10 protein-coding genes are annotated in these 23,496 nt (G+C 61.7%); 1 reads left to right on the plus strand and 9 read right to left on the minus strand.

The window, feature by feature from the left end; genetic code table 11:
• Position 1: 1 nt before the first annotated feature.
• The 5 genes from PH5382_RS07135 to PH5382_RS07155 all read right to left on the minus strand — a co-directional run bounded on the left by PH5382_RS07135 (position 2) and on the right by PH5382_RS07155 (position 14,764).
• Positions 2-703, minus strand: a complete 702-nt coding sequence (locus PH5382_RS07135) for a 4'-phosphopantetheinyl transferase family protein (protein WP_058333678.1) — start codon at positions 701-703, stop codon at positions 2-4.
• Positions 700-5,337 (minus strand): MupA/Atu3671 family FMN-dependent luciferase-like monooxygenase, encoded by a 4,638-nt coding sequence (locus PH5382_RS07140; protein WP_058333679.1) that lies wholly within the window; start codon positions 5,335-5,337, stop codon positions 700-702. Before PH5382_RS07140 ends, PH5382_RS07135 begins: the two co-directional genes overlap by 4 nt.
• Positions 5,334-6,377 (minus strand): glycosyltransferase family 2 protein, encoded by a 1,044-nt coding sequence (locus PH5382_RS07145; protein ID WP_058333680.1) that lies wholly within the window; start codon positions 6,375-6,377, stop codon positions 5,334-5,336. Before PH5382_RS07145 ends, PH5382_RS07140 begins: the two co-directional genes overlap by 4 nt.
• Positions 6,378-6,381: 4 nt before the next feature.
• Positions 6,382-12,993, minus strand: coding sequence for a type I polyketide synthase (locus tag PH5382_RS07150; RefSeq protein WP_255354096.1), 6,612 nt, complete (start codon positions 12,991-12,993; stop codon positions 6,382-6,384).
• Between the two features lie 307 nt (positions 12,994-13,300).
• Positions 13,301-14,764 carry a hypothetical protein gene (locus PH5382_RS07155; RefSeq protein WP_058333682.1) on the minus strand — a complete coding sequence of 488 codons (1,464 nt, stop codon included), beginning with the start codon at positions 14,762-14,764 and terminating at the stop codon, positions 13,301-13,303.
• Positions 14,765-15,045: 281 nt separating this feature from the next.
• On the opposite strand from PH5382_RS07155, the gene PH5382_RS07160 reads away from it, so the two are divergent.
• Positions 15,046-15,801 carry a WecB/TagA/CpsF family glycosyltransferase gene (locus PH5382_RS07160; protein WP_058333683.1) on the plus strand — a complete coding sequence of 252 codons (756 nt, stop codon included), beginning with the start codon at positions 15,046-15,048 and terminating at the stop codon, positions 15,799-15,801.
• A gap of 69 nt (positions 15,802-15,870) precedes the next feature.
• Here the strand turns inward: PH5382_RS07160 and PH5382_RS07165 are convergent, their stop codons facing one another.
• The 4 genes from PH5382_RS07165 to PH5382_RS07180 all read right to left on the minus strand — a co-directional run bounded on the left by PH5382_RS07165 (position 15,871) and on the right by PH5382_RS07180 (position 23,436).
• On the minus strand, positions 15,871-16,890 hold the full coding sequence (locus PH5382_RS07165) for a glycosyltransferase family 2 protein (RefSeq protein ID WP_058333684.1): 1,020 nt from the start codon (positions 16,888-16,890) through the stop codon (positions 15,871-15,873).
• Positions 16,887-17,990, minus strand: a complete 1,104-nt coding sequence (locus PH5382_RS07170) for a glycosyltransferase family 2 protein (protein ID WP_082645592.1) — start codon at positions 17,988-17,990, stop codon at positions 16,887-16,889. Before PH5382_RS07170 ends, PH5382_RS07165 begins: the two co-directional genes overlap by 4 nt.
• A 176-nt stretch (positions 17,991-18,166) precedes the next feature.
• A complete protein-coding gene (locus PH5382_RS07175) occupies positions 18,167-21,667 on the minus strand; it encodes a translocation/assembly module TamB domain-containing protein (RefSeq protein WP_231751815.1) in 3,501 nt (1,166 codons plus the stop codon).
• Positions 21,667-23,436 (minus strand): autotransporter assembly complex protein TamA, encoded by a 1,770-nt coding sequence (locus PH5382_RS07180; protein WP_231751827.1) that lies wholly within the window; start codon positions 23,434-23,436, stop codon positions 21,667-21,669. Before PH5382_RS07180 ends, PH5382_RS07175 begins: the two co-directional genes overlap by 1 nt.
• Positions 23,437-23,496: the final 60 nt, after the last annotated feature.

Consider the following 23,496-nt stretch of genomic DNA (forward strand, 5'->3'; position numbering starts at 1 on the left):
GCTATCCTCTCAGTTCTGCGGTGGTGACGATGAGGCCCGCACCGATGGCAAAGCGGCCATGGATGAACTCGCCACAAGAAAACGGTGGCTGGTCGGCGCAGAACCGGGCGGCAAAGCTGGCCTGCGCCACATCAATTGTCAGCTCCATACCGTCAAAGCCGTAGTAGCGCGCGCTGAGGATGAACTGGCATTTGTAGGCGGCTTCCTTGGCGGAAAAGATCACTTTGGCCATCTGGCCGGGGTTGGTCTGGGCGCGCAGCCAGTCCTGTTCCTGGGCCGAGCAGATCGCAGGCCAAAGATCATCCGCCAGGGGTTTGTCTTCTTCGACATCAATACCAAGGCCCCGCACCCGTTCAGGCCCGGCCGGGTCTGGTTTGGCAACCACCGCCATGGCGCAGCTATGGGTGTGGCTGATGGATCCGACCAGCCCATCCGGCCAGACCGGTGCGCGGTTCTTGCCGACAGGAATGGCCGCCGGCGCGTGGCCTGCCTGTGCCATGGCCTGATGAGCGGCGGCCCGTCCGGCGGCAAATTCGCGATGCCGCTTGGCCACAGCATTGGGCGAAAGACAGGCAGCTTCTTCGGCAAAGGGGGCAGGTGGATCGGCCAGTGGGTTGGCGATGGCCAAAGCGATGTCCGCTCCAAAGAGCGGCCGCACCAGGCTGTGCCGCTCTTGGTCCTGTGTCAAAAGATCCGTCGTCATCCTGCCCGTGCTTTGCGGTTTGCCCGCATGGCCCGCCGTTTCGACATGGTGTCGGATTTGGCAGCCAGCGCGGCTTCATCTTGAACCGGATCATCGGGCTTTGTGCCGCCGCCCGCAAGGGTTTCGATATGGGCCGCAAGCCCGGCCAGTGTCGGGAAGCGGAAGATATCGGTGATTGAAAGCCTGGCCAGATCAAGTGCCGCACGGATATCGCGGTGTGCCTGAACTGCCAGCAGCGAGTGACCACCAAGCGCAAAGAAGTTGTCCTGTGCGCCAATGCCTTCGACGCCCAAGATCCGCGACCAGACGCTGGCGATCTCTGCCTGCACCCCGGCGCTAAGCGGCACCATGGCGGCTGGAGCTGTCTGCTGCGTCCCGGCTGTGTGCACTGGTTTTGGATCTGGCAGCGCCTTGCGGTCGATCTTTTTGTTGGGGGTCAGTGGAAAGGCATCGAGTGCGACCAGATGCGCCGGTACCATGACCTCCGCAAGACGGCGGGACAGATAAGCCTTGGCCGCTCCCAGATCCACTGGTTTGTCGGCCTCCTGCGTGACATATCCAACCAGCTGCGCCGCTTCGCCCACCTGACGCTCCACCACTACCGCGCCGGTAACATTGGGCTGGCTGGCCAGGGCGGCTTCGATTTCGCCCAGCTCGATCCGCTGGCCACGGATCTTGACCTGATGATCGGTGCGCCCGAGGAAATCCAGCGAGCCGTCAGACCGCCAGCGCACCAGATCGCCGGTGCGATACATGGTGCCAACTGCCACGGGATCCGCGACAAAGCGGTCTGCGGTTAGCTCGGGCCGGTGCCAGTATCCACTGGTGACACCTTTGCCGCCAATATAGAGCTCTCCTGCGGCCCCCATCGGCACCGGGCGCTGCGCTTCGTCCAAGACATAGACCGCAGTATTGGCCAGCGGTGCGCCAATGTTGGCGACACCGGTGGGCACGCCCGCGAGATCTTGCATGGTGGACCAGATTGTCGTCTCGGTCGGGCCATACATGTTGTGGATCTGTGCAGGCGTTGCCTCGCGCAGGGCACCAACCAGATCGCCGGGCAGGGCTTCGCCGCCAACAAGCAGATGCTGCAGGCGCCCCAGCACCATGCGGGCTTCGTCGTCCTGCACCAGCATGCGTGCCATCGAAGGCGTGCACTGCATATGGCTGACGCGATGGCGCATCATCTGCGCCGACAGGGAGAAATCATCCGCAGCCAATTCCTGCGCAGTATTGGCACGGCGCAGCACTTCGGCCAGCGGTTTCAGCCCTTCGAGCACCACATCCGGCGCGATGCCGTAGTCGATCAGGCAGGCGATCTCATCGACGCCGATACGTTTCAGTTGCTCGGTGCGGACCAAGGCGTCGTCAACAGTGCCAAACAGGCCGGACTCTTCGAAATAGCGATCAAAGGCGAAGTCCAGAATGGCTTCCAGCTCTTCGCCGCTCAGCGCATCGAGCTGCATGTCAAAGGCATTGTTGACGCCCTTGGGCCGTTTGAAGGCCGGAAAGGCCCAGGCATATTGCTTGATCAGCCCGGCGGCAGAGCGCAGGTAGTCCTTCATCGGCTCACGTGCGATGCGGCGTGCTTCTTCGCGGGTGTCGGCCAGATAGCTGTGCAACATCAGGGTGACTTTGAAATCTGCCGGATCATGGCCTGCTGCACGCAGGGCATCGTGATAGATGCGGATCTTGCCGCCGACCTCTTCGATGCTTTGACCCAAGAGATGCGTCAGCACATTGGCACCGATCTCGCCGGCCTCGCGCCAGGTGTCGGGATTGCCCGCCGTGGTCACCCAAACGGGCAGTTCCTTTGATACTGGGCGTGGCTGCGTCACGACGGCATGCGTGCTGCCATCCTTGCGCGGGAAATCCACTTCTTCGCCGCGCCAAAGCCTGCGCAGAGTGTCAATGCATTCATACATCGCAGGCTTGTTGGCGGGCGGGGTGTTTTCCGGGCGCAGCACAAAATCATCCGGCTGCCAGCCCGCTGCAATACCAAGCCCCGCGCGCCCATTGGTGAGGTTGTCAATCACCGACCATTCCTCGGCGACGCGGGCGGGGTGGTGCAATGGCGCCACGCAGGATCCTGCCCGCACGCTGAGATTGCTGGTCACGGCCGCTACCGCAGCACCCGTCACCGAAGGGTTCGGATAGGGGCCACCAAAGGCGTGGAAATGGCGTTCTGGCGTCCAGACCGCATTAAAGCCATTGGCATCGGCAAATTTGGCACCCTCTAGCAGCAGATGGTATTTGCGCGGACCGGGACCATCGTCATTGCCCCAGTAAAACAGGTTGAAATCCATCCGCCGGTCAGAAATCGCAATCGGGCCATTGGAGAGCTCAAGCCGGCTTTCGTCGCTCGACAGCACCAGTTTGAAGCCGCGCGACAGGGTCCAGAACAGTTCGAGCACCGAAATGTCAAACGACAGGCTGGTGACGGCCAGCCAGGTGTCGCCCACCTTGTGAGGGATGCGCGCATCCATGGCGGCAAAGAAATTGGCGACATTGTCCTGACGCACCATCACGCCCTTTGGCGTGCCGGTAGAGCCGGAGGTATAGATCAGATAGGCCAGATCCGCGCCGGTGGCCGCACTTTGAACATTGGGCAGATCCGGGGGCGCAGCGGGCAGGCTGTCGACAGTGATCACCTCGGCAGCGCTCGAGGGCAGAGCTGCGCGCATGGCCTCCTGTGTGACGATGACTGGCGCGCCACTGTCGGAAATGTAATGCGCGATGCGGTCACCGGGATAGGCGGGATCCAGCGGCACATAGGCGCCCCCGGCCTTGAGCACACCAAGGGTCGCGACCAGCAGATCCGCTGACCGCTTGATATAGACGCCAACCGGGATGCCGGGTTTTACGCCCTTATCCTGCAAATGCAGTGCTAGCGCATTGGCGCGGGCATTGAGGGCGGCGTAGCTGTAGCTTTCGCCTTCAAAGACCAGCGCGGTTGCCTCGGGGCTGCGCGCGACCTGCGCCTCAAATGCGTCTTGAATGGTCTGCTCTGTCGGCAGCGCTGTGGCGGTCTGGTTCCAGTCCTGCAACAGGGTTCTGCGTTCGGCTTCGGGCAGGATAGGCAGATCGGACAGGGCTGTGTCGGGATGGGATGCGATGACGCCCAGCAAAAGCTCCAGCCGCGCGGCGAGCAGCTCCGCGGCTGTGCTATCCAGCTGGGCGTCATTCACATGCAGCGCCAAGGCGCCATCCATCAGCGAAACGGTGATAGCGCAGCCTGGCAGGGCTGCATCCCGATCCACTGAAATCCCGATGCCCGGCTGGCTTTGCGGGGCAAGCTCTGGGGCGCGGGCCACCAGATCAAGCGCAAAGCCGCCATGGTTGCGGGCGGTTTGGACCTCGGCCTTTACCTGACTTTCCAAGGTGTTCACAAGGGCATTACGCGTGGCGCGCAGCGGAACCCAGTCAGAAACCATACCAGCGGCAGCAGAGGCAACCGGTGTGGCAAAGGCAATATCTGCCTGATCTTCGCCCGTGCTGAGCAGTGCCCAGGCGAGAATGGCGGTCAGGGTCTGGTCTTCGGACAGCTCGGATGGCTGCGTCAGCGCGTGGCGGCTGAAACTCTCTGTGCGGCCATGGGTGCTGCGCGGTTGGGACAGCGGGACAGTCACGGGCTGCATGTCTTTCAAGGCGCGGCGCCAATGCGCTTCGCCGCCTTGCGACGTGGTCATGGCCGCCGTCAGCGCATCCGCAGCCTCAGGCGAGAGTGCTGGCAATTGAGTGCCAACCGTGAGGAGCGCTGGCAGATCAACCGGGCTGCCTGCAAGGCTGGTGATATCTTCAAGCGCGATGGCCCCATCCCCGGTGGCCCCATCCCCGGTGGCGACAGTCACCACGGCCCCGGTGACGCTCAGTACGGTACCCGCGGCGACCCTTTTATCTGTGTCGGGAATGTCGGCAGGGCTGGCCTTGCCGATGCGCAGGATCTGATCGTCCAGGTGCAGTTTGGCGCAGCCCAGCGGGTTCCAGTAGGGGCCGAAATCCAATGCACGCACCAGATGGCACAGGGTCTGGGCCGGTTGCGAAAAATCCAGAATGGCGCCTGCAGCGGGGCGCAGGGCCTTGCTGAAGTAACTGCGCTGGCTCAGATCCTGCGGCTGGCGGTGCAGCGCGTCGCGGCTTAGTTGGTCCAGAACCTCGCCAAAACTGTCCATGGCGGCGGCATAACATTTCGAGTTGAGGCTAAAGGCGGTTTCATCCTCGGCAATGTCGAACAGACGCTGGGCGAGGATATCGCCCTCATCCACGCCGCCCTCCATCATGTGCCAGGTGATGCCATGCTGGGCCTCGGCGTTGATCAGCGCCCAGTTCGGGGTGTTGAGCCCGGCATAGCGGGGCAGGGGGCCGTCGTGGAAATTCACCGCACCTTTGGTCGCCCGTGCCAGTACAGCATCAGGGATCATGCGCAGATTGGCGATCGACAACAGCCAGTCGAAAGGCTGGTCAATCTCATTTGGGCTCTGGAGCAGCGCCAGCCCCTTTTGCCGGGCCCAGGCGCAGATATCCGCATCGGTCGAAACCACCGCCGTGATCTGGTGGCCGTCTGCCAGCACCGCGTCAGCGCAGCCAATCAACAAGGATTCATTGCCGATGACGACACAGGAAAAATGGCTCATTTGAGATCCTCCGGGACCGGGGTGTGAAGGCGCGTTTCACTGACAGATGAGGCTGAGACGGATGAGGTTGAGGTAGATGGGGCTGGTCGCGCAGCGGGGCGCAGATCATGAATGATCAAATCACGCAGAAAATAGTCGGGATCGGCTTGCGGTTTGCCCTGGAGCAGACGGCGCAGGCCGTAAACTAAACAGCCTGCAACGCGCGCCAGAGTGGCAACTGCGGCATAGAACGCCCCGTGGGTTTTACGAAAATAATGGCTACGCGACTGGAACCAATAGGCTGGTGTGCGCGTCCATTGCTTCATGCCGGTCGAGGCCGATCCTTCATGTGCGACAATGCTATCGGGCACATAATGCGTGCGCCAGCCAGCCTGGGCGGCCCGGCGGCACAGATCGGTTTCCTCGAAATACAGGAAAAAAGTCTCGTCAAAGCCGCCGATCGCATCAATGACGGGGCGGCGGATCATCAGGCTGGCGCCTGCGGTCCAGTCCACCTGGGATTCGGTCTTTGGCAGGCCTATGGCAACGACCCACGGCGCCAGCAGGCGGCTGAACAGCCCGGTGCGGGCCGCCATTTCAAATTCGCCTGCGATTGACGGAAAACGGAAGGCGGTGCAATGGGGCACGTCATCGGTGCCCTTGACGAAAGACCCGGCAAGACCGGCACCGGGGTGGTCGGCAAGAAAATCGCGCAGGGTGCCTATGGTGGTGCCTTGCACAAAGGCGTCCGAATTCAGCAGGTAATAGTAGTCCGGCGCGCTGCCATCCGACAGTCCGGCGGCAAAGCCGATGTTCATGCCGGCACCAAAGCCGCCGTTGACCTCTGAGCGGATCAACCGAAACTGGCTGTTTTCCAGCCAACCCCGTTGTTTTGCCCCCTGCTGCAGGGCCTCCCAGGAGCCATCACCGGATCCATTGTCGATCACCAAAACCTCGCCGGGCAGATCCCGCATTTCGGCGAGCGCCGCCTCTGCCGATCTGAGAGTCATCTCGGGGGTGCGGTAGTTCAGGATGATGGTGAGAATGCTGCCCTCTGCCATGCTGTTACTCCGCCGCCTGTGCATAGGTCTGATCGGCGTCAGGTTTCGGCGCGGACCGGCCTGGATCCGGCTCTCCGGGATCAAGCCGGGTCTGGATGGCCGCGGCCAGCGTGCTGGCATTGGGCAAAAGCACCATACTGTCGTGATCTCCAGGCACTTCGACCACCTCCAGCGTGGGGGCCCAGCGGCTCCAGTCATTGTCCGCAAAAACATATTCGCGTTCCTGGCTGACCCAGTTACCCCGGCTGACTTGCCAGTGAAGGTCCAGCGGCGGACGCAGCAGGGTCACCGGGCCCTGCCAGGGTTTCAGATCATAGACCTCGACTGCCTGGCGGAAAGCCAGTTCGATCTTGCGATTGTTGAAGCTGGGTGCTGTGCCGCTTTCAGCGGGGCGCGCGCGGCGTTTGCTGATCTCCCACAGGATGCGGTTCTTGGCCCATTCCAGCAGGTAGCCCGCTCCTTTTTTGCGCAGCTCCTGCAGTTTTATCAGGGCTTTGTCGGCTTGGTTGAGGCCGGGACGCACCGGCAGGGGCGTATCCAGCAGGATCAGGGCTGCGACGTCATCGCCTGCGGCCTGCACCTGCTGCGCCATCTCATAGGCGGTGATACCGCCGCCGGAAAAGCCGCCCAACAGATAGGGGCCTTCGGGCTGGATCTGCTTGATCTCGGCCAGATAGTCACGGGCGGCAGCCTCGATGGTGTCATGTGGGGTTTCCGCCCCGATCAGCCCTTTTGCTTGCAACCCATAGATCGGGCGGTCGGTCCCTAGGATCTGCGCCAGATGGCGCAGGTTCAGCACATTGCCAAACATACCAGCCACCAAAAACAGAGGTGACGTGTCTACATTTCCGGGTGCGGGTCCGGGGTGCAGTTGCACCAGATGGGTATAGCGCGGCGCATCGGCAGCGGCGGGTTCCGCCCCACCACCTGTCGAGGTCTGCGTGCCGGTGCCTCCCGCCTGGATCACCAGTTGCGCCAGCTTGGCGACACTGGGGGCTTCAAACAGGACCGACAGCGCAAAATCCACATCGAACTGCCGCTTGATCTGCGCAAACAGCCGTACCGCGATCAACGAATGGCCACCAAGGTCAAAGAAACTGTCGGCTACCCCAACCTGCGCCACGCCCAGCAGGCTCTGGAACAGAGCGGCGAGGCTTTCTTCGACCGGATTGGAGGGGGCGATATAATCCGTATCCAGATCCGGGCGTTCAAAGGTCTGGCTTTCATCCGCTGCGGCTTCGGTGGTGCTTTGATCCGTCTGGGCGATCAGGGCTGGCAGCTCCAAGGAGGAAATCACCACCTGACTGCGATTGCTGGTCAAGGCGCAGTTCAGCGCACGCTCCAAGGCTGCAGGCCCTTCGGCGGCGCGAATACCATTGCGCATATTGATCTGCAGGCGGCGCTCAGCCTCAGACAGGGGCTGGGTCGCAGGGCTGGCGACAAGCCCCAGCGCCTGCGCGTCTGTATCTGCTTCACTCTGCGGTGCTGTTGCCTCAAACCCAGCAACGAGCCGGGTCATCTGGAAGCCTTCGATTTCGACCAGAACTGTGCCGTCGGCATCGCTGAGGGTGATGTCGAAGCTGGCACTGGTGGCGTCGGAGCCGGGATTGAGCCGCATATGGCTGTGGATCTGATCGGTGAGTGGCGCAAAGACCCGGATCATCTGGTACGAGACCGGTACCCAGAGGGCGCTGCCATCATAACCCGGCACCAGCGAAATCGCCCAACCGGTGGCCAGATCCATCAGGCCCGGATGCAGCAGACAGTGATCCTGCGCCGCTGCAGCAGGCAGGCGCAACTGCGCCAGACCTTCGTCAGTTCCGAGCGCCATGTGTTCCAAAACTTGCCAGCGCGGACCAAACTTCAGATGTGCCTGCTGGGGCGAGCGCAGTGGGGTTGCGGGCGTGCCGCTGGTCACATCAGGGCAGCGTGCTGCAATTTCGGCCAGATCCAACGTCTTTGGCGCAGGGCTGCCTGGCAATGAGCTGTCTTGCAATGAGCTTGCTGGCAATGAGCTGTCTGGCAGCAGCGCTACACGCGCTTCGGCGTTGAGGGCATAGCCTTCGGAACTGAGACTGCTGTGGATGGCAAGATCATACTGCGTTGCTGCCCCAGCTGCTGGGGTTTGGGACGCAGGCGGCGAAAGTCGCAGAACCATGTCGCGAGGATGAGCTTCCTGGACCACCAGTGGGCGCAAAAAGTAGAGATCACGGATTTCAAACGGGGTTTTCAAATCCAGCGCCGCAAGGGCTTCGGCAGCCCATTCGATATAGCCAGTGCCAGGGATGAGGGCAGTGCCAGATTTGGTCCGGTGCTCATCCAGCAGCCAGTCCTGTTGCGCCGAAAGTCTGCTGGTGAAAACCGGATTGCCAAAGCCGTCGAACTGCGTCTGCTCCAGCAGCGGCTGGGCACAGTCGCGCGGCTCTGTCGGGCCTTTGCCGCCCTGTCGCGCCGCGAGGGCTTCGGCGGCCATGCCGGTGTCGGCCCAGACGCCCCAGTCGACGGTGACGACGCGGGTTTTGCTGCCCTGACGATGGGCCGCCCAGGCGTTGAGATATTCATTGGCGGCAACATAGTCGATCTGCCCCGCAGGCCATGTCACCGTTGAAGACGAGGAAAACAGCACCATCAGATCCAAGCTGCCATCGGGGAACAGCGCCTCCAGCACCCGCAGGCCGGTGACCTTGGGGGCCAGGACTGCGGCGATTTGGCTTTCGGATTTGGCCAGAATGGGGCCGTCATCTATATGCCCCGCAGCATGGATCACACCGTCGGGTGCGCCAAAGCGGCTTTCGATCTCGGTGAGGGCAGCCCGCATGTCGCCGCTGTTGCAGACATCGGCCGCCAAAGGCAGTACTGCGCCAGTGCCGATCTGTTCAAGATCCTGAATGGCCCGGATGCGCTGGGCCAGACGGTCAGAGGGGCCATGGGTTGTTAGATACTGGTCCCAGGTGTTGCGGGGCGGCAGGCCGTCGCGTGACAGCAGAGCAATCTTGGCGTCGTGGTGTTGCATCAGATGCGCGGCCACGCTGAACCCGATCCCGCCATAGCCGCCAGTGATCAGATAAATGCCACCGGTTTTGAACCCCATATTATTCGGAGCCGTTTCTGCAGCGCTCTTTGGCGTGAGTTCTGTCGTGGCATCCGGCAGCGTCAGCGCACGCCAGCTTTTTTCCAATCGCTTGTTGCCGCGCCAGGCGACGATGCTGTTTTGTGGCTCGGCCAGCAGCTCTTCGAGCAGGCGCGGCGTGAGATCTGTCGCCTCTGCTCCGCGCAATGCGGCCAGCAGGCCAGGTTGCTGCGGCAGCTCGATATCAATGGCACTGCAGGTGATCTGCGGGAACTCGCGCGGGATCACCCCGACAGGGCCGGCAATCAGCGCCTTTTCCGGGTAGGGCAGCGCCTCGTGGGCAACCTGTGCGGCACCGGTGGTAAAGACGCTCAGATGGATCGGATCAGCCAGATCCAGTCCGCCCAGCTCCTGTGCCAGAGCGGTGAGAGAGGCAAAGCCCATTTCCAAATTGCGATCAAAGAAGGAAGATCCGGGGCGGAAGATCTCTTCATTAGTGACAAGCCAGAAATGCGCGATGCGATTTGGCATGGCACCTGAGTCTGCCAGATCGGCCAGCAGGGCGGCATAGCCAAAGCGGCCCTGTTCCGGCGGCAGAATGTAGTCGCCATCCGCCAGTTTGGCATAGGTGTCACCAGCGCGCACAAGGCTGACTTGATGTCCTGCGGCGCGCAGGCGCGCGGATGTTGCCGTAGCCAACCCGCAGTCATCTGCAAAAATCAGCCAGTTTTGCGATGCCTCTGCCAGGTCGGTGTCGATATCATACTCGCAGTCTGCCAAACGCGGTCGCCAAGCCGGGCGATAGCCCCAGTCGGCGATGTTATCATGGCGCCGGGGCAGCGGTGTGCTTTCTTGCTGCTGTGTCGTGCCCGGCGCGATGAAATAGCGGCTTCTTTGGAACTGATAGCCGGGCAGCGGCAGGCGACGGCGCTTTGCCTCGCCCCAGATCTGATCCCAGTCGGCCTCGACGCCGCAGGCCCAGAGACGGCCAATGACGCCAAAGAAATAGGCGTCATCCATGATCTGCTGATCGGGGTGGCGCAGGGCGCTGAGAACCTGGCCTGGCTTGATATTTGGCGACAACTGGGCCAAAGCGCTCAGCGCCTTGCCGGGGCCGACCTCCAGGAAAACGCGACCGGGGGTGGCGGCGAGAGTTTCCATGCAGTCGGCAAAGCGCACAGTATTGCGAAGCTGTCCCACCCAGTAGTCGGGATCCATGGCCTGCTGCGGCGTCAAGAGCTGGCCAGAGCGGTTGGATATCACCGGGATTTGAGGGGCCGAAAGGCTGAGCTCGCTGAGAAAATCGCGGTATTCGGACAGAATACCGTCGAGCATGCGTGAGTGCGCCGCGATATCGATCTGGATACGCTGAAAATCCACTTCCTGCGCTGTCAGGCGCTGAGCCAGTGTATCAAGTGCGTCTTGCGGACCGGACACAGCCGTCAGGCTGGGGGCATTGACGCTGGCAATATCAAGATCCGCGCTGATCAGCGCCGCAACCTCAGCCAGTGGCAGAGCAATCGACAGCATGCCACCGGCTGGCACCCTGTCAAACAAACGCCCCCGTAGCAGCACGAGATCAATGCAGTCTTCAAATGAGATCACCCCGGCGAGACAGGCGGCGGTGTTTTCGCCCATCGAATGGCCGACCAAGGCGGCCGGACGGATGCCCCAGCTGATCCAGAGCTGCGCCAGCGCATATTCCACGATCATGATCAGCGGCAATTGCACCGAGGGTTTCTGCAGTTCAGCATCGGCGGCGACCTCATCGCCCGCCTCGGGCAACCAAAGCGCGCGAATGTCATAGTCGAGTTGCGGCTGCAGATGGTCCAGGCCCCGGTCCATCCAGTCGGCAAAGACCGGCTCTGTCTCGTAAAGGTCGCGCGCCATGCCGGCATATTGTGCACCGCCACCGGGAAAGGAGAACACCACCTCCGGCGTGTCGCCAAGGCGATCATGGCTGAAGACCTGACGCGGATCGCCCTCGCGCAGCAGGGCCGCGGCTTCGGCGGCGCTTTCGGCAACCAGAACCCGGCGTTTGGCAAAACCGCGACGGCCTTCTTTCAGCGTATAGGCGACATCCGCCATATCCACATCCGGGTTGGCCTCCAGGTAGTCGGCAAGTGCCGCGCTATTGGCGGCAAGGGCGGATTTGGATTGGCCTGATAGGCACAGAACATGGAAGGGGAAATCGCTTTCCTCGGATGCGGCGCGTTGAGGCGCCTCCTCCAGAATGGCATGGGCATTGGTGCCGCCGACGCCAAGCGCGTTGATCGCAGCGCGGCGTGGGCCCTTGTGCGATATCCAGGGTGCAAGCTCTGCGTTCACCCGGAAGGGAGAGGTGTCAAAATCGATCGCCGGATTGGGCGCTTCATAGCTCAGCGAGGGGGGGATTTCGCCCTGCGTCAAAGCCAGCGAGGTCTTGATCAGCCCGGCGATGCCTGCGGCGGTGTCAAGGTGGCCGATATTGGTTTTGACCGATCCGATGCGGCAATAACCGGTCGCATCGGTGTCTGCGTTATATGCCTCGGTCAGGGCGGAAACCTCGATCGGATCGCCCAGATAGGTACCGGTGCCGTGGCATTCGACATAATCGATGGTTTCAGCCGAGATGTCGGCCGCCGCCAGTGCCTGACGGATCGCGGCAGTCTGCCCACCGACCGAAGGCGCCAGGTATCCGGCCTTGTCGGCACCGTCATTGTTGATGGCAGAGCCTTTGATCACGGCCCAGATATGATCACCATCCGCCTGCGCGTCTTCAAGCCTGCGCAGGGCAACCGCACCGGCGCCAGAGCCAAAGACGGTGCCCTGAGCGCGGTGGTCAAAGGCATGGCAATGGCCATCGGGGCTGAGGATCTCGTTTTCTTTGTAAAGATAGCCGCGCCCCTGCGGCATATCGATGGTGACACCGCCCGCCAGCGCCATGCCGCATTCGCCTGCTCGCAGCGCTTTGCAGGCATAGTGCACCGCCACCAGCGAGGTGGAGCAAGCGGTCTGAATATTGACCGAAGGTCCTTTCAGATCAAAGACATGGCTGACGCGGGTGGTCAGGAAATCCTTGTCATTGCCGGTATGGCGCAGCAGGAACATGCCGACTTCATCGACCAGACCGGGATTGGAGCAGATGTTGAAATAGAAATAGCTGCCCATGCCGCAGCCGCCATAGACACCGATGGGCTCTTGCAGGGTTTCGGGGGGGTGGGCGGCGTTTTCCATCGCTCCCCAGGCCACTTCAAGGAACTTGCGGTGCTGGGGGTCCAGAATAGCGGCCTCTTTGGGGCTGAAGCCAAAGAACTCCGCATCAAAATCGGCAAAACCATCCAGCAGGGCTGCATGGCGCACATAGTTCGGATCTGCCAGAGTTTCAGGCGTAACACCGGCGGCCAGAAGGTCTTCTTCGGACAAAGGCACAATGCTTTCGATCCCTGCGCGCAGGTTGTGCCAATAGGCATCAACCCCTTCGGCCCCGGGCACATTGACCGACATGCCGACAATGGCGATGTCCCCGGAATATGCGGGGGCGGAACTGTCTGGAGTCTGCGTCACGGTAACCACGAACCTCTAAACTCGGCATCCTTTGAAAATACCGCCCTGGCGTCTGCTGTCCCCCGGCCGAACGGAGGGGCATAGGCCAAGAGCGGGGCGACTAAGATCGATAAAGGCCAACCTGCAAAAAAACCTGAAGCCCTCTCTCCTGAAGCCGACTCTAGAGAGACATTCCGGAAACTTGGCCCAAGCCATTTGTGTGCCCCACACGAATCCTTCTCACCCAGGGTAAACTTGATCAATATATGGGGCCAAGCTGTGAAAGCTTGGTGTTCAAATTGGACGAGAAAGTGGAAAGAGTAAGGCATCAGATCTGCCTTTGGCGCTGGCGGGCGCTGCGGTGTGGCACCAGTATCTGGGCTCCGTCAAACAAGGGGCGGCGTGCCTCGAACAGGCCCGGATAGCGCAGCCGTTCCGCGTAGCCGAGGATTGATCCGGCACAAAGCCACGTGACCGGCACCAGAGTGTCATTCAGCATCATATCAACCATTGTGGCCGCCAGGATCAGGGCGATCGGTGTTGCAAAGGGCGAGATTTCACTGACCTGGCGCCGCCGGATTTCAATCCCGAGCAGGACGAGGGGCAGGGTCAGCAGTCCCATTTCGGCGAGGTACCCAAGCCAGCCCAGGGTGCCAAAGACCAGAATCCAATGGCCATCCGGGATCGAGATGATCGCGCCCGTCTCCAAATCCCGCACCAGATTGCGACCCCATCCGCCCCATCCGAACCAGGGTTTTTCAGCAGCACGGCCCAGCATCAGCGCCTCGTTTTCAAAGCGATAACCCAGGGATTGCGCCCGGTCGGCACTGATGGCTTCGGCCTGGGCAAGGATGGCGTCGATGGGGATCAGGCCAAGATTGCGCAACATCGGGTAGGTGATAGCGACAGCTGCCAGCCCCAGCGCGATACGGATCTGTAAGCGGGCCGGGGCAAGCGCGACCAGAGGTACAAAGCTGAGCCCGTAGGCCAGCGAGGCCAGACTCTTACACAGAATCAAAACAACAAACAGGTACCCTGCGGCAAAAGCAAACCGGGTTTTGTCCTTGCCGGTGGCAACGCGTGCCAAAGCAGTAGTCGCGATCACGGCAGAAAACATGAACAGCGCCAGCCAGAGCGAATGCGGCAGAAAGACAATGGGGCGAAAACCACCCTGACGCATGGTCTGGGAAAAATCATGCTGAAAGAAGCCGTAGACTGAAATGTTGATCTGGGGGCTGAGCCGGATCTCGATCAGCGAGGGAATGGAATAGGCAAGACCCGCGATACAGAATGCCAAAAGCAGCTCTTTTTGCGCAGCAGGCGAGGAGAGATAGCGGCGCGCTAGCAAAAACGGCATCAGGATGATGATCTGATTGATCATCACGGATCCCAGATCACGCCAGCGCAGACCGGGCAGCATATCGGTGATGTAGCGGATCGGTTCGGAGCCCGCGAGGACTTCGAAGATCACCGGATCACTGTTGGTCATCACCGTCGGCACGACGCTAAAGGCAAAGCCCAGTGTCAACAGGCGTGCCAAAGGATGCTGCGGCAGCAAAGGCACTTTTTTGCGCATCAGGCCCACGCACAGAAGGAAAGCCACGACCGATGGAATGGTAAATTTGTCCATGTCCGGCACCAGAGGCAGGTCGAACTCAGCCACAGGTGGCAGCAGCAGATAGCCCGCCAGAAAGCTCCACAGAATGGCCCGTTCCAACGGCAGGCGTCGAAACAAGATCAGGCTGATCACAGGCCAGAGCAGCAGCATCAGGTAGGCAAGTGCGTTGGGCATTTGAGCGTTGTAATCTCCAATTGCGGCAGGGCGATGGGGAATTGGTGACCTGGATCGGACCTTTCAGACCAAATCTAGATCATCTGCCCCTCTCCTGTCGCCTGCAATTCAGCGCAAGCGCTAGCCGATTGCAGCGGCGACACGATACCAAAGGCTAGGAGGCTATCCCTATGGTCTAGGAGGCAAGAGAGCGGTATTGCACTAAGGTGAACCCTTTTTCAACGTAGCCAGCCGGACAGCCGGGCGGGCTGCATGGGGCCAGCAGCTGCAGAGGGGAATGCGTGTTTTTCGAATTTCAGAATCGACGTATCACGGTGAACATGCCGGATCGGGCGACGCTCGAAACGGAGGTGCTTCGGCGCTTCGCCGATGACGAGGGCTTTGCTCTGGCGACGGTCAATCTGGATCATCTGGTCAAACTGGCGCAGTCGCGCGTGTTTCTGGAGGCCTATGCCGGACAGGATCTGGTTGTTGCGGATGGGCGGCCAATCGTCTGGCTGTCGCAACTGGCCAAGCGTCCGGTCGAGTTGATGCCCGGATCGGATATGGTGTTGCCGCTCTGTCGTTTGGCCGCAACCGCTGGCGTTCCGGTGGCCCTGGTCGGCAGTACCGACATTGCCCTGAGCGATGCCGCTGAAGCGTTACAGAGGCAGGTTCCGGGTTTGGATCTGGCCTGGTGTCATGCGCCCTCGGGCGTGTTTGATCCGGTCGGAGAAGAGGCCGACATGATCCTGCAGACATTGAACGAAAAAGGCATTCGCCTGTGTTTTCTTGCGCTTGGCGCGCCAAAGCAGGAACAGTTTGCCCATCGGGGGCGTGAGGCTGCCCCCAGGGTCGGTTTTGCCTCGGTAGGGGCGGGGCTGGATTTTCTGGGCGGCCACCAGACGCGTGCACCGCTATGGGTGCGTAGACTGGCGATGGAGTGGTTGTGGCGGGCCCTGAGCAGCCCGCAGCGCATGTTGCCACGCTATGCAAAGTGTTTTGCCATTCTTCCGGGGCACTGCATCAAGGCGCTGCGCCTGCGCGCCAGAGGCTAGGAGGCTAGGACGGCTCCGCAAAAGGGTGAATCATCCATCGTTTGAAGAGCTGGCCTGGCTCTCTCCACGCTATTTGTATTCCAGAATGCCTCGGCTTTTGCCGCGCCAGCGGTTCCACCAGTATTCCATGACCCCCATCGCCTCAGCAAATTTGCCCAGAAGCGAAAAGCAGGCGGCCTGAAATCCCATGCGCCGACTAAGGCGCAAAAGCTGTGCAGGATAGAGGCAGAAGCCGATCAGGGCCCATGGGCTGATAGCAGATAACAGCAGCAATGCCACGGGCAGCGCCAGCCCCCAGACCAGTGCGCGACGGGTTTCTTGCACCCAATGGTGATCCGGCGGCCCGCCATGCAACGCGGCGCCTTCGGCAAAGGCGTGACCGGCCCTGCGGCTGCGCTTCCACCACTGGGAAAACCGCAGCATCTGGGCATCATGTAGGGTCATCTCGCTGTCCAGCCGCCAGATCTTCCAGCCGCTGCGGCGCAGACGCAGGCACATCTCGGGCTCCTCGCCGGCGATCAGGTCTTCGCGGTAGCCGTGGACATCCTGAAGTGCACTTAAACGCATCAGGGCATCGCCACCGCAGGCCTTGGCCTCTCCGACGGGGGTGTTCCATTCCTGGTCACACAGCCTGTTGTAGATTGACGCGTCGGGGAAGCGCTCGCGCCGCCGCCCACAGACCACTGCAATGTCGGGGTGGTCGATCAGAAACCTGTGCGCCGTTGCGATCCAGTCGGGATCTACGGCGCAGTCGCCATCAACCAGCTGGACAAAACCTGTGGCAGGTGCTGCGGAGTTTGCGGGGGTCGCAATCGACCCATTCTGGCTGAGGCAAGACAGTCCAGCGTTTCGCGCCCGCGCAGCGGTGAAGGGCAGTGCCATGTCCAGCTCAACCACCTCGGCCCCCAGGTCCTGAGCCGCCGCAACCGAGCCGTCGTTGGACCCGCTATCGACATAGATCAGCCGGTTCACCTGTGGTTTCAGCGAGCTGAGGCAGGCCATCAGGCGCGTGCCCTCGTTACGGCCGATGACAACCGCATCGATGATGGGAGCGTTGGGAGGCGCTTTGCTGGGGAAACGCTCAGTCATGTGGTGCCGCCTCTGGCAGCTTCGGCTAACGGATTTTGTGTAATCGATTGGGCGATATGTGCCGTAAACTCCGGATCTGACAGAAGAAATCCCTGCTGTTGCAGACCGGAAATGCCGGGAAAGGTCTGTGCCGTCTCGGACCAGAGGCTAAGATCGCTGTTCTGGCCTATCGCTGCAAGGCGCAGGCGGTCTTCGCCATGGGCAATGCTGGCGCTGGCCAGGCTTTGTTGATCGCGCCCAAAGCTGTCATTGGCGAATTTGTAATGCTTGATCAGCGCAGTCATCGGAGCCAGGTGCAGCCCGGTCGAGGCATGCGGATGAACGGCTGGGCCCACGTCAGCACCGTTAAAGATCAACGGGTGCTTGCTGAGGCAGCAGTTTTCCCCAAAAACCTTGCCGCGGACACCGCCAAACAGGATCGGCGGGGCAGATATGGCCGGGGAATTCTGGTGCAAAAAATAAGCCAGCCCTGTTTGATCGCTGTCATAGGGCAGCGATTTGACTGCGCTGAGGTCGCAGTTGGAAAACTGCTCCATGACATCGCGGTAGGGCAGGCTTGCCACATCGCGCAAGGCTGACTTGGGAAACATCTCCAGCATCTGTGCCATGACGCCGGTATAGCCCTGTGCTGTAAGATAGCGGATGAAGCCCGCCAGACCGATCTCGAACCGGCCCTCAAAATCAAAGATCTCATCCATATCAACGATTAGACACCAGCGGTCCTGCCCGTAGCGGCGCGCAGCCGTAGCGCGAAAATCATTCTCGAAACGGCCCCAGGGCAGAGTTGACTGCAGCACGGCCACGCCGGGCTCCTGTTGCAGACGGGCCAGGGTGTCATCGCGGGATCCATTGTCAACAAAGACAAAATGGCGAATGCCCAGGGCGCGATAATGATCAAAAAACACATCCAGATAGTAGCCGCCATCACGCACCAGCGCGATCAGCACCACCTCATCAGGGGCGGCGACACGGCCCTTTGGGCCATGCAGATGGCGGATCGAGCGCTGCAGGCGTATTTGTTGCCAGTTTTTCTGCCAGTGCCGTTTCAGGCGTTTTGAGAGGCGCGCCCAAAAAGAGGGCTGCGCTGCGCGATCCGTCATCCGGTCTCCATTGATCCCTGTTGTTTCCTATCTCAGCGCGATGGCCCGTTTCCTGCCAGCCTAAGCCGCAGACAGGCATTGGAAAAGGGGGCGAAACACACAGTGTTCGATTTGGAGCCTGTTGCGGCAGATTTGTTGGACCAGTTTGCCCGTAGTAGTGTAATCCTACGCGGGTCTTAGTAGTCCCGCTTGAAGAACAGTCCAACGCCGGTTTCGCCTTCGCTGTCCACGGTGCCCGACATGGTGATGCTGTCAGAGACATCCAGATTGATGCTGAGCTCGCTGTCGCCACGGGTATTGACGTTGAAGTCGGTGTAGACATTCTCGCTGACATAGCCGCCAATCCCCAACAGGCCCGATCCGAGATTGTCCAAGCCAAGGTCAACCTTATCCGCGCCAGTGCCGTCGCGCAGCTTGCTTTCGGTGCCTAGGCCACGCCCACTCAGCTCCAGGGCCGAACTGGCCAGTCGCGCCAGCGCCAGTGGCGACAGATTCTGGATGTCATCGCCAAACAGCAGCAGCGCCAGGGCCTCTTCGCTGGGGCGGGGCGGATCAGATGTGACCTCGATCACCGGGGCATCCACGGGCCCCGAAATTTCCAGCGTTGCAGTGCCGGTGGCGGTGCTGGCAGAGGACTGAAACTCGAGATAGGGTTTCAGATCGCCCAGCAAGGTTATGCGGCCCTCGTCCAGATCCAGTCGGCGACCAAGGATATCAAAGGTGCCGCGCACCAGGCTGATCTGCCCAGCGGGTGCCAGTGCTGCGGTGCTGCCGCGCAGCTGGATGCGCCCGCCCAGTTCAGCACGCAGGCCACGGCCACGGGCATGCACCCGGCTGGGGGCGTCGATCAGCACATCCAGATTGATGTTCGAAGCGGATCCGCCCGAGCCCCCGCTTTCGATCAACCCGGCGCGGGCGCGGGTCAGCTGGCTTTGGCGGGTTTCATTGATATGGCGGATCGGCGGAATAGGGGCCGCCGAGATCGACCCACCGGCGGTGTTGAGATTGATATTGGTCTCGCCCACATCAATACGCCCGCTCAACAGGCTGGTGCCAATCAGTTGGCCTGCCAGCCTGAGATCGCCATTGAGGATCGTGTCATAGCTCAGATGGTCGGTGACCACCACGTCGCGAATACCGATCTGAAGCGCGCTGTCAAACGGCGCGAGCAAGGCGACCGGGCCACTGGCCTGCAGACTTCCACCATCGCGGGGCCAGGCGGTCAGGTTCAGCTGCGCGCGCGCCTGCGCCAGGGTCACGTTGGCAGTGATATCATCTATCCGTTGGGCCGCGGCAGGCAGGGCCAGCGAGGCCCCCGAGGTGCTGATCGACCCGCTTAGCGCTTCCAGCCCCGGCGCGCCCTGCAAAGCGAGATCAAAGCGCGCCGCGCCGCTGACCAGATTGGGGGTAATAAAAGGATTAGCCCCCTCCAACCGTAACTGGCCCGTGGCGGTCATATCGGCCAGCCCGGTTGCCTCATCAAAGCTGCCCTGCAGACGGGCCTCGGCCCCGGCGGGGGCCGTGGCATCGCCTTTGATCTGCCAGACACCCTGACGCCGCTGTGCCTGGCCAACCGCTGCGACCTTGCCCGGAAGCTCGGGCAGGAACCGCTGCAGCTCATCCAGGGCGGCGTCAAAGGTGAAGTCGGCGTCGCCGTCCAGGCGCACGGATCCGTCGAGTTTGGCAAAGGAGGAATGCGGCCCAGTCAGCTGGGCGAGGCCCGTCAGCGTATCACCGCTGCGGCTGATATCACCCTTCAGGGTCAGCGGGCCGGACATCTGCGGCAGCAACAGATTGAGCTCTTTGAGGCGGGCCTGCAGGGTCAGGGCTCCACTGTCGCTGTCCAGATCGCCCTGCGCCTGTGCCGTGAGCTGGTTGCCATCCAGCTGCAGCGAGGTGATGCGCAGCCCGTCCTCATCGCGCCCGCCCTGAAAGGTCAGCGCGATATTGCCCTCGGTCAGGCGATCAAGCTCGGCAATGCCGATTGTCAGACCCTGACCCTGCATTGCCAGATCAGCGTCAAAGGACCCAGAGAGCGGCGTCAGCGACCCCTCTATCTGGGCCTGCACCGCGCCAGTCAAAGGCAGCTCGGTAAGATCGGAAAACCGGTCTAAATTTGCAGCCCCAGCACGCAGATCAGCGGTGATTTTCAACCCGGCCTGCAGCCCATCAAAAGCCACATCACCACTGATCTGATAGTCGCTGCCCTGCAACTGCATTTCAGTGACAGTGAGCGCGCTGGTCCCGCGCGTGGAAAGCTGCCCGGACAGGCGCAGATCTTCACCCACGGCGCGGGCCAGGGCCGGGTCGCGCAGCTGCAGGCCTTGCAGCGCGGCGGTGAGGGTTCCGTCAAGATTGCGCAAGGCATCCTGATCTTCGGCCAGCAGGCCCTTGGCCTGCAAATGCGCGCGCGGTACGCGTGCTTGCGGATGGCTCAGCTCTGTCAGAGTGGCGTCAACGGACCAGTCGCCTGCGCGGGTTTTGCTGGCACTGATCTGGGCACTGGCAAGGGTGGTGTCGGCCCCGGATATTGGCAGCACGACGGCGGCTTGTCCCTGCGGGGCTGCAATGCCAGCGCGCAGGTTCGCAGTGTCGAGCTTGCCAGCCGGGCTGAGCGCAACAGCGCCGCTGACCGTCAAAGCCTGGGTGCGCAGCGCCAGACTATCAACTGTGGTGCCGGCCTCGACAGAGGTCTCTCCGCGCAGCGACAACCGCAGATTGGGACCAAAAAAGGGTCGGTAATCAGGGTGCAGTAGGACGTCAATATCACCCCCAAGATCGGCGCTGAAGCCAATGCTGGAAGCCGCTGTTGTGGCCTGTTCTGGCTCGCTCGCATCTTGAGCATGCGAGGCCGCACCGCCAGCTTTCAGCACCACCTCGCCCGTCAGCCGGGGCGCGCCATTGGAGGCCAGCGTGATCTGCGCTGTGAAGTCTTCGACCGGGCCGTTGCCTGCGAGGCTCAGGCCCAGACTGGGGCTGCCGGGTAGATCGAGTGCTGTAGAAATCAACCCACCTGCGGCCTCGTCCAGGGCCAGGTTCAGCGCGATCTGTCGGCTGTCGCCGACATAGTCCGCATTCAGGATCAAACGATCCCCCGGTTTGTCGAGGCGATTGACATTGAGATCCGTCGCCAGATTGCCTTCGGCCAGTGTAAAGCCGCCTTTGAGGTTCAGGCTGGCGGGCTCACCGAGAAGATCCGCGCCCAATTCGATGCGTTCCGCGCGAATCTCACCGATATTGATCGAGACCGGTAGCTCCGGCAGCTCGAATGGTGTGGCCTCGGGGGCAGGCAGGCTGGGGTCTTCGGGCAGGGGCTGCGGCGCACGCAGTACGGTGATCTCTTTTGCAACCAGCTGGTTGACCGAGAAGTTGCCGCGTAGCAGCGCCAGCCTGTTCCAGTCCAGCTGAGCGTCTTTGAGGTCCAGCCAGATGCCGGCCTCATCGGCGACAGTCAGGCGGGCGATGCTGGCCTGTGACGACAGTGCACCGCTGAGGCCGGTGACGCTGATATATTGGCTGTCGCTGGACAGGGTGTCCTCGAGAAAGCTTTCCAGATAGCTTGGTTCTGGTTCCGGTTCCGGGCTGGTTTGTGTGCTTTGCTGTGCGGCCAGAGGCAGCGCCAGACCAAAGGCTGTCGATAGCAACAAGGCGGCGCGCATATGAGAAATCCCGGTCATCAAAACGCCTGCCCGATACCAATGTAGAACTGCAGGCCATCCTCGGTGCCGCCATCCACCGGATAGGCAAAATCCACCCGCAGCGGGCCAATTCCGGCCACATCATAGCGCAGCCCGATCCCGGCGCCGGAATGGCGTTGCGAGCTGCCGGACACAAAGCTGTCACTGTCGACAAAGCCGACATCATAAAACCCGACCAGCGAGATTTTCTCGCTCACCTTGCCGCGGACCTCGCCAGACAGTGCCAGATACCCCCGCCCACCAGCGGTGGCGGTCCCGACCGGCACGCCCAAAGATTGGTATTCATGTCCCCGCACCGAGCCGGCACCGCCGGAAAAGAACAACAGTGTCGGCGAGACATTGCCCAGCGACGGCCCAATCAAAGAGCCAAGCTGGGCCCGGCCTGCCAATACAATCCGGTCATTTGCGCCTAGCCCGTGATAGATCCGCCCGTCGAGCTTGACCTGTACGCCGCTGTCGCTGCCATCCAGCCCAAAGAAGGGGCGGACGCGGGCATTGAGAAAATAGCCATCACTGGCGTCCACGCTGCTGTTGCGGCGATCATATTCGGCGCGCAGGAACCCGGTGACATATTTGAACCTGCGCTTCCCAAAGACATCTGTCGCCAGGATCGAATTGAAGCCCAGCCCGGCCTCGGCGAACAGATAATCCGAATAGACCCGCCGCACACCAATGCCGCCCAGCATCTGAGTGGCCGTATAGTGTTCCTCATCAAGGCGCTCGGCCTCCAGCATGTAGAACAGATTGTCATCTGCGCCTAGTGCTGCGGGCTGGTCCAGGCGCAGGGCGATGCGCCCGTCAATGTCGGTGCCAATCCCGCTGAGCCGGGTTTCAAAGCGCAATTTTTCCGCCCGTCCAAACAGGTTGCGGTGCATCCAGGAGGTCGTCACCTCCAGCCCGTCTGTCGAGCTGAGCTCGGCGCCAAAGGTCAGACGCCGTGGCGGCATGTCTTCCACCGTGGCGACGAAATCCAGCGTGCCATCGGGGTTGGGCGCGTCTGCCTCTCGCAGGGTGATAGCGGAGAACGTCCCGGTGCGGCGCAGGCGGCTGGCGGGCTTGGCCAGCAGATCGGGGTGGTAGACCTCGCCGGTAGGAAATCCGGCGATGGCCTGAATTGCGCTTTCTTCCACAGCACTTGGGGTCGTGACCTGCAGCTTGCCAAAGCGCAGTTGCGGACCCGGCGCCAGGCGCAGGCGGGCGTCCAGCGTCGCGGCGCGATGATCTGCTGTGATTTGCTGTTGGTCCAGTTCCACCTTGGGGTGTCCCGCGTGCTGCCAGGCGAGCAGGCCGGCGTCACGCGCATCGCGCAGTTGGCCTGTTGTGGCCGCTTGTCCGGCCGCAAAGCCTTCGGGGCGGGCAATCTCGCTGGTGCCGGGCCAGGGGGCGATCTCGGCGCGCGAAAAGATGAACTTTGGTCCCGGCTTCACGTTGATGCGGATCTGGTTGATCTGCTTTGGAGTGTTCAGCGGCTGAATGCGGGCGGCCTCGACGCCGTCCAGCCGGATCGAAATTTCGGGCGCAAAATGCCCGGCGTCATATAGCACCTGAACCAGTGTGCGATAGTCTGACAGGGCTGCGGCCAGCAGCTCTTGCACATCGGTGTCGCTGCCAGCTGCGAGGGCCGAAGATGCTGCCTGCAGGCGCTGGTTCAGATCTTCAGACGCGCCGGGAGCCGAAAGGGACGCCGTGGCGCTCCAGCTCATAGAGGGCGGCAAACCACCGGCCAAAATCAGGCCAAGAGCAGCCATGCGCAGACTGTTGCGCAGGGAAGAATTCAAAGACATGGGCACTCCGGGCAGCGTGCAAAA

Source organism: Phaeobacter sp. CECT 5382 (assembly GCF_001457775.1).
Lineage (GTDB): Bacteria > Pseudomonadota > Alphaproteobacteria > Rhodobacterales > Rhodobacteraceae > Pseudophaeobacter.

What these genes read in the sequence shown, in the direction of transcription:
- PH5382_RS07135 (WP_058333678.1), bottom strand. Translation starts at nt 703, where the DNA reads ATGACGACGGATCTTTTGACACAGGACCAAGAGCGGCACAGCCTGGTG.
- PH5382_RS07140 (WP_058333679.1), bottom strand. Translation starts at nt 5,337, where the DNA reads ATGAGCCATTTTTCCTGTGTCGTCATCGGCAATGAATCCTTGTTGATT.
- PH5382_RS07145 (WP_058333680.1), bottom strand. Translation starts at nt 6,377, where the DNA reads ATGGCAGAGGGCAGCATTCTCACCATCATCCTGAACTACCGCACCCCC.
- PH5382_RS07155 (WP_058333682.1), bottom strand. Translation starts at nt 14,764, where the DNA reads ATGCCCAACGCACTTGCCTACCTGATGCTGCTGCTCTGGCCTGTGATC.
- PH5382_RS07165 (WP_058333684.1), bottom strand. Translation starts at nt 16,890, where the DNA reads ATGACTGAGCGTTTCCCCAGCAAAGCGCCTCCCAACGCTCCCATCATC.
- PH5382_RS07170 (WP_082645592.1), bottom strand. Translation starts at nt 17,990, where the DNA reads ATGACGGATCGCGCAGCGCAGCCCTCTTTTTGGGCGCGCCTCTCAAAA.
- PH5382_RS07175 (WP_231751815.1), bottom strand. Translation starts at nt 21,667, where the DNA reads ATGACCGGGATTTCTCATATGCGCGCCGCCTTGTTGCTATCGACAGCC.
- PH5382_RS07180 (WP_231751827.1), bottom strand. Translation starts at nt 23,436, where the DNA reads ATGGCTGCTCTTGGCCTGATTTTGGCCGGTGGTTTGCCGCCCTCTATG.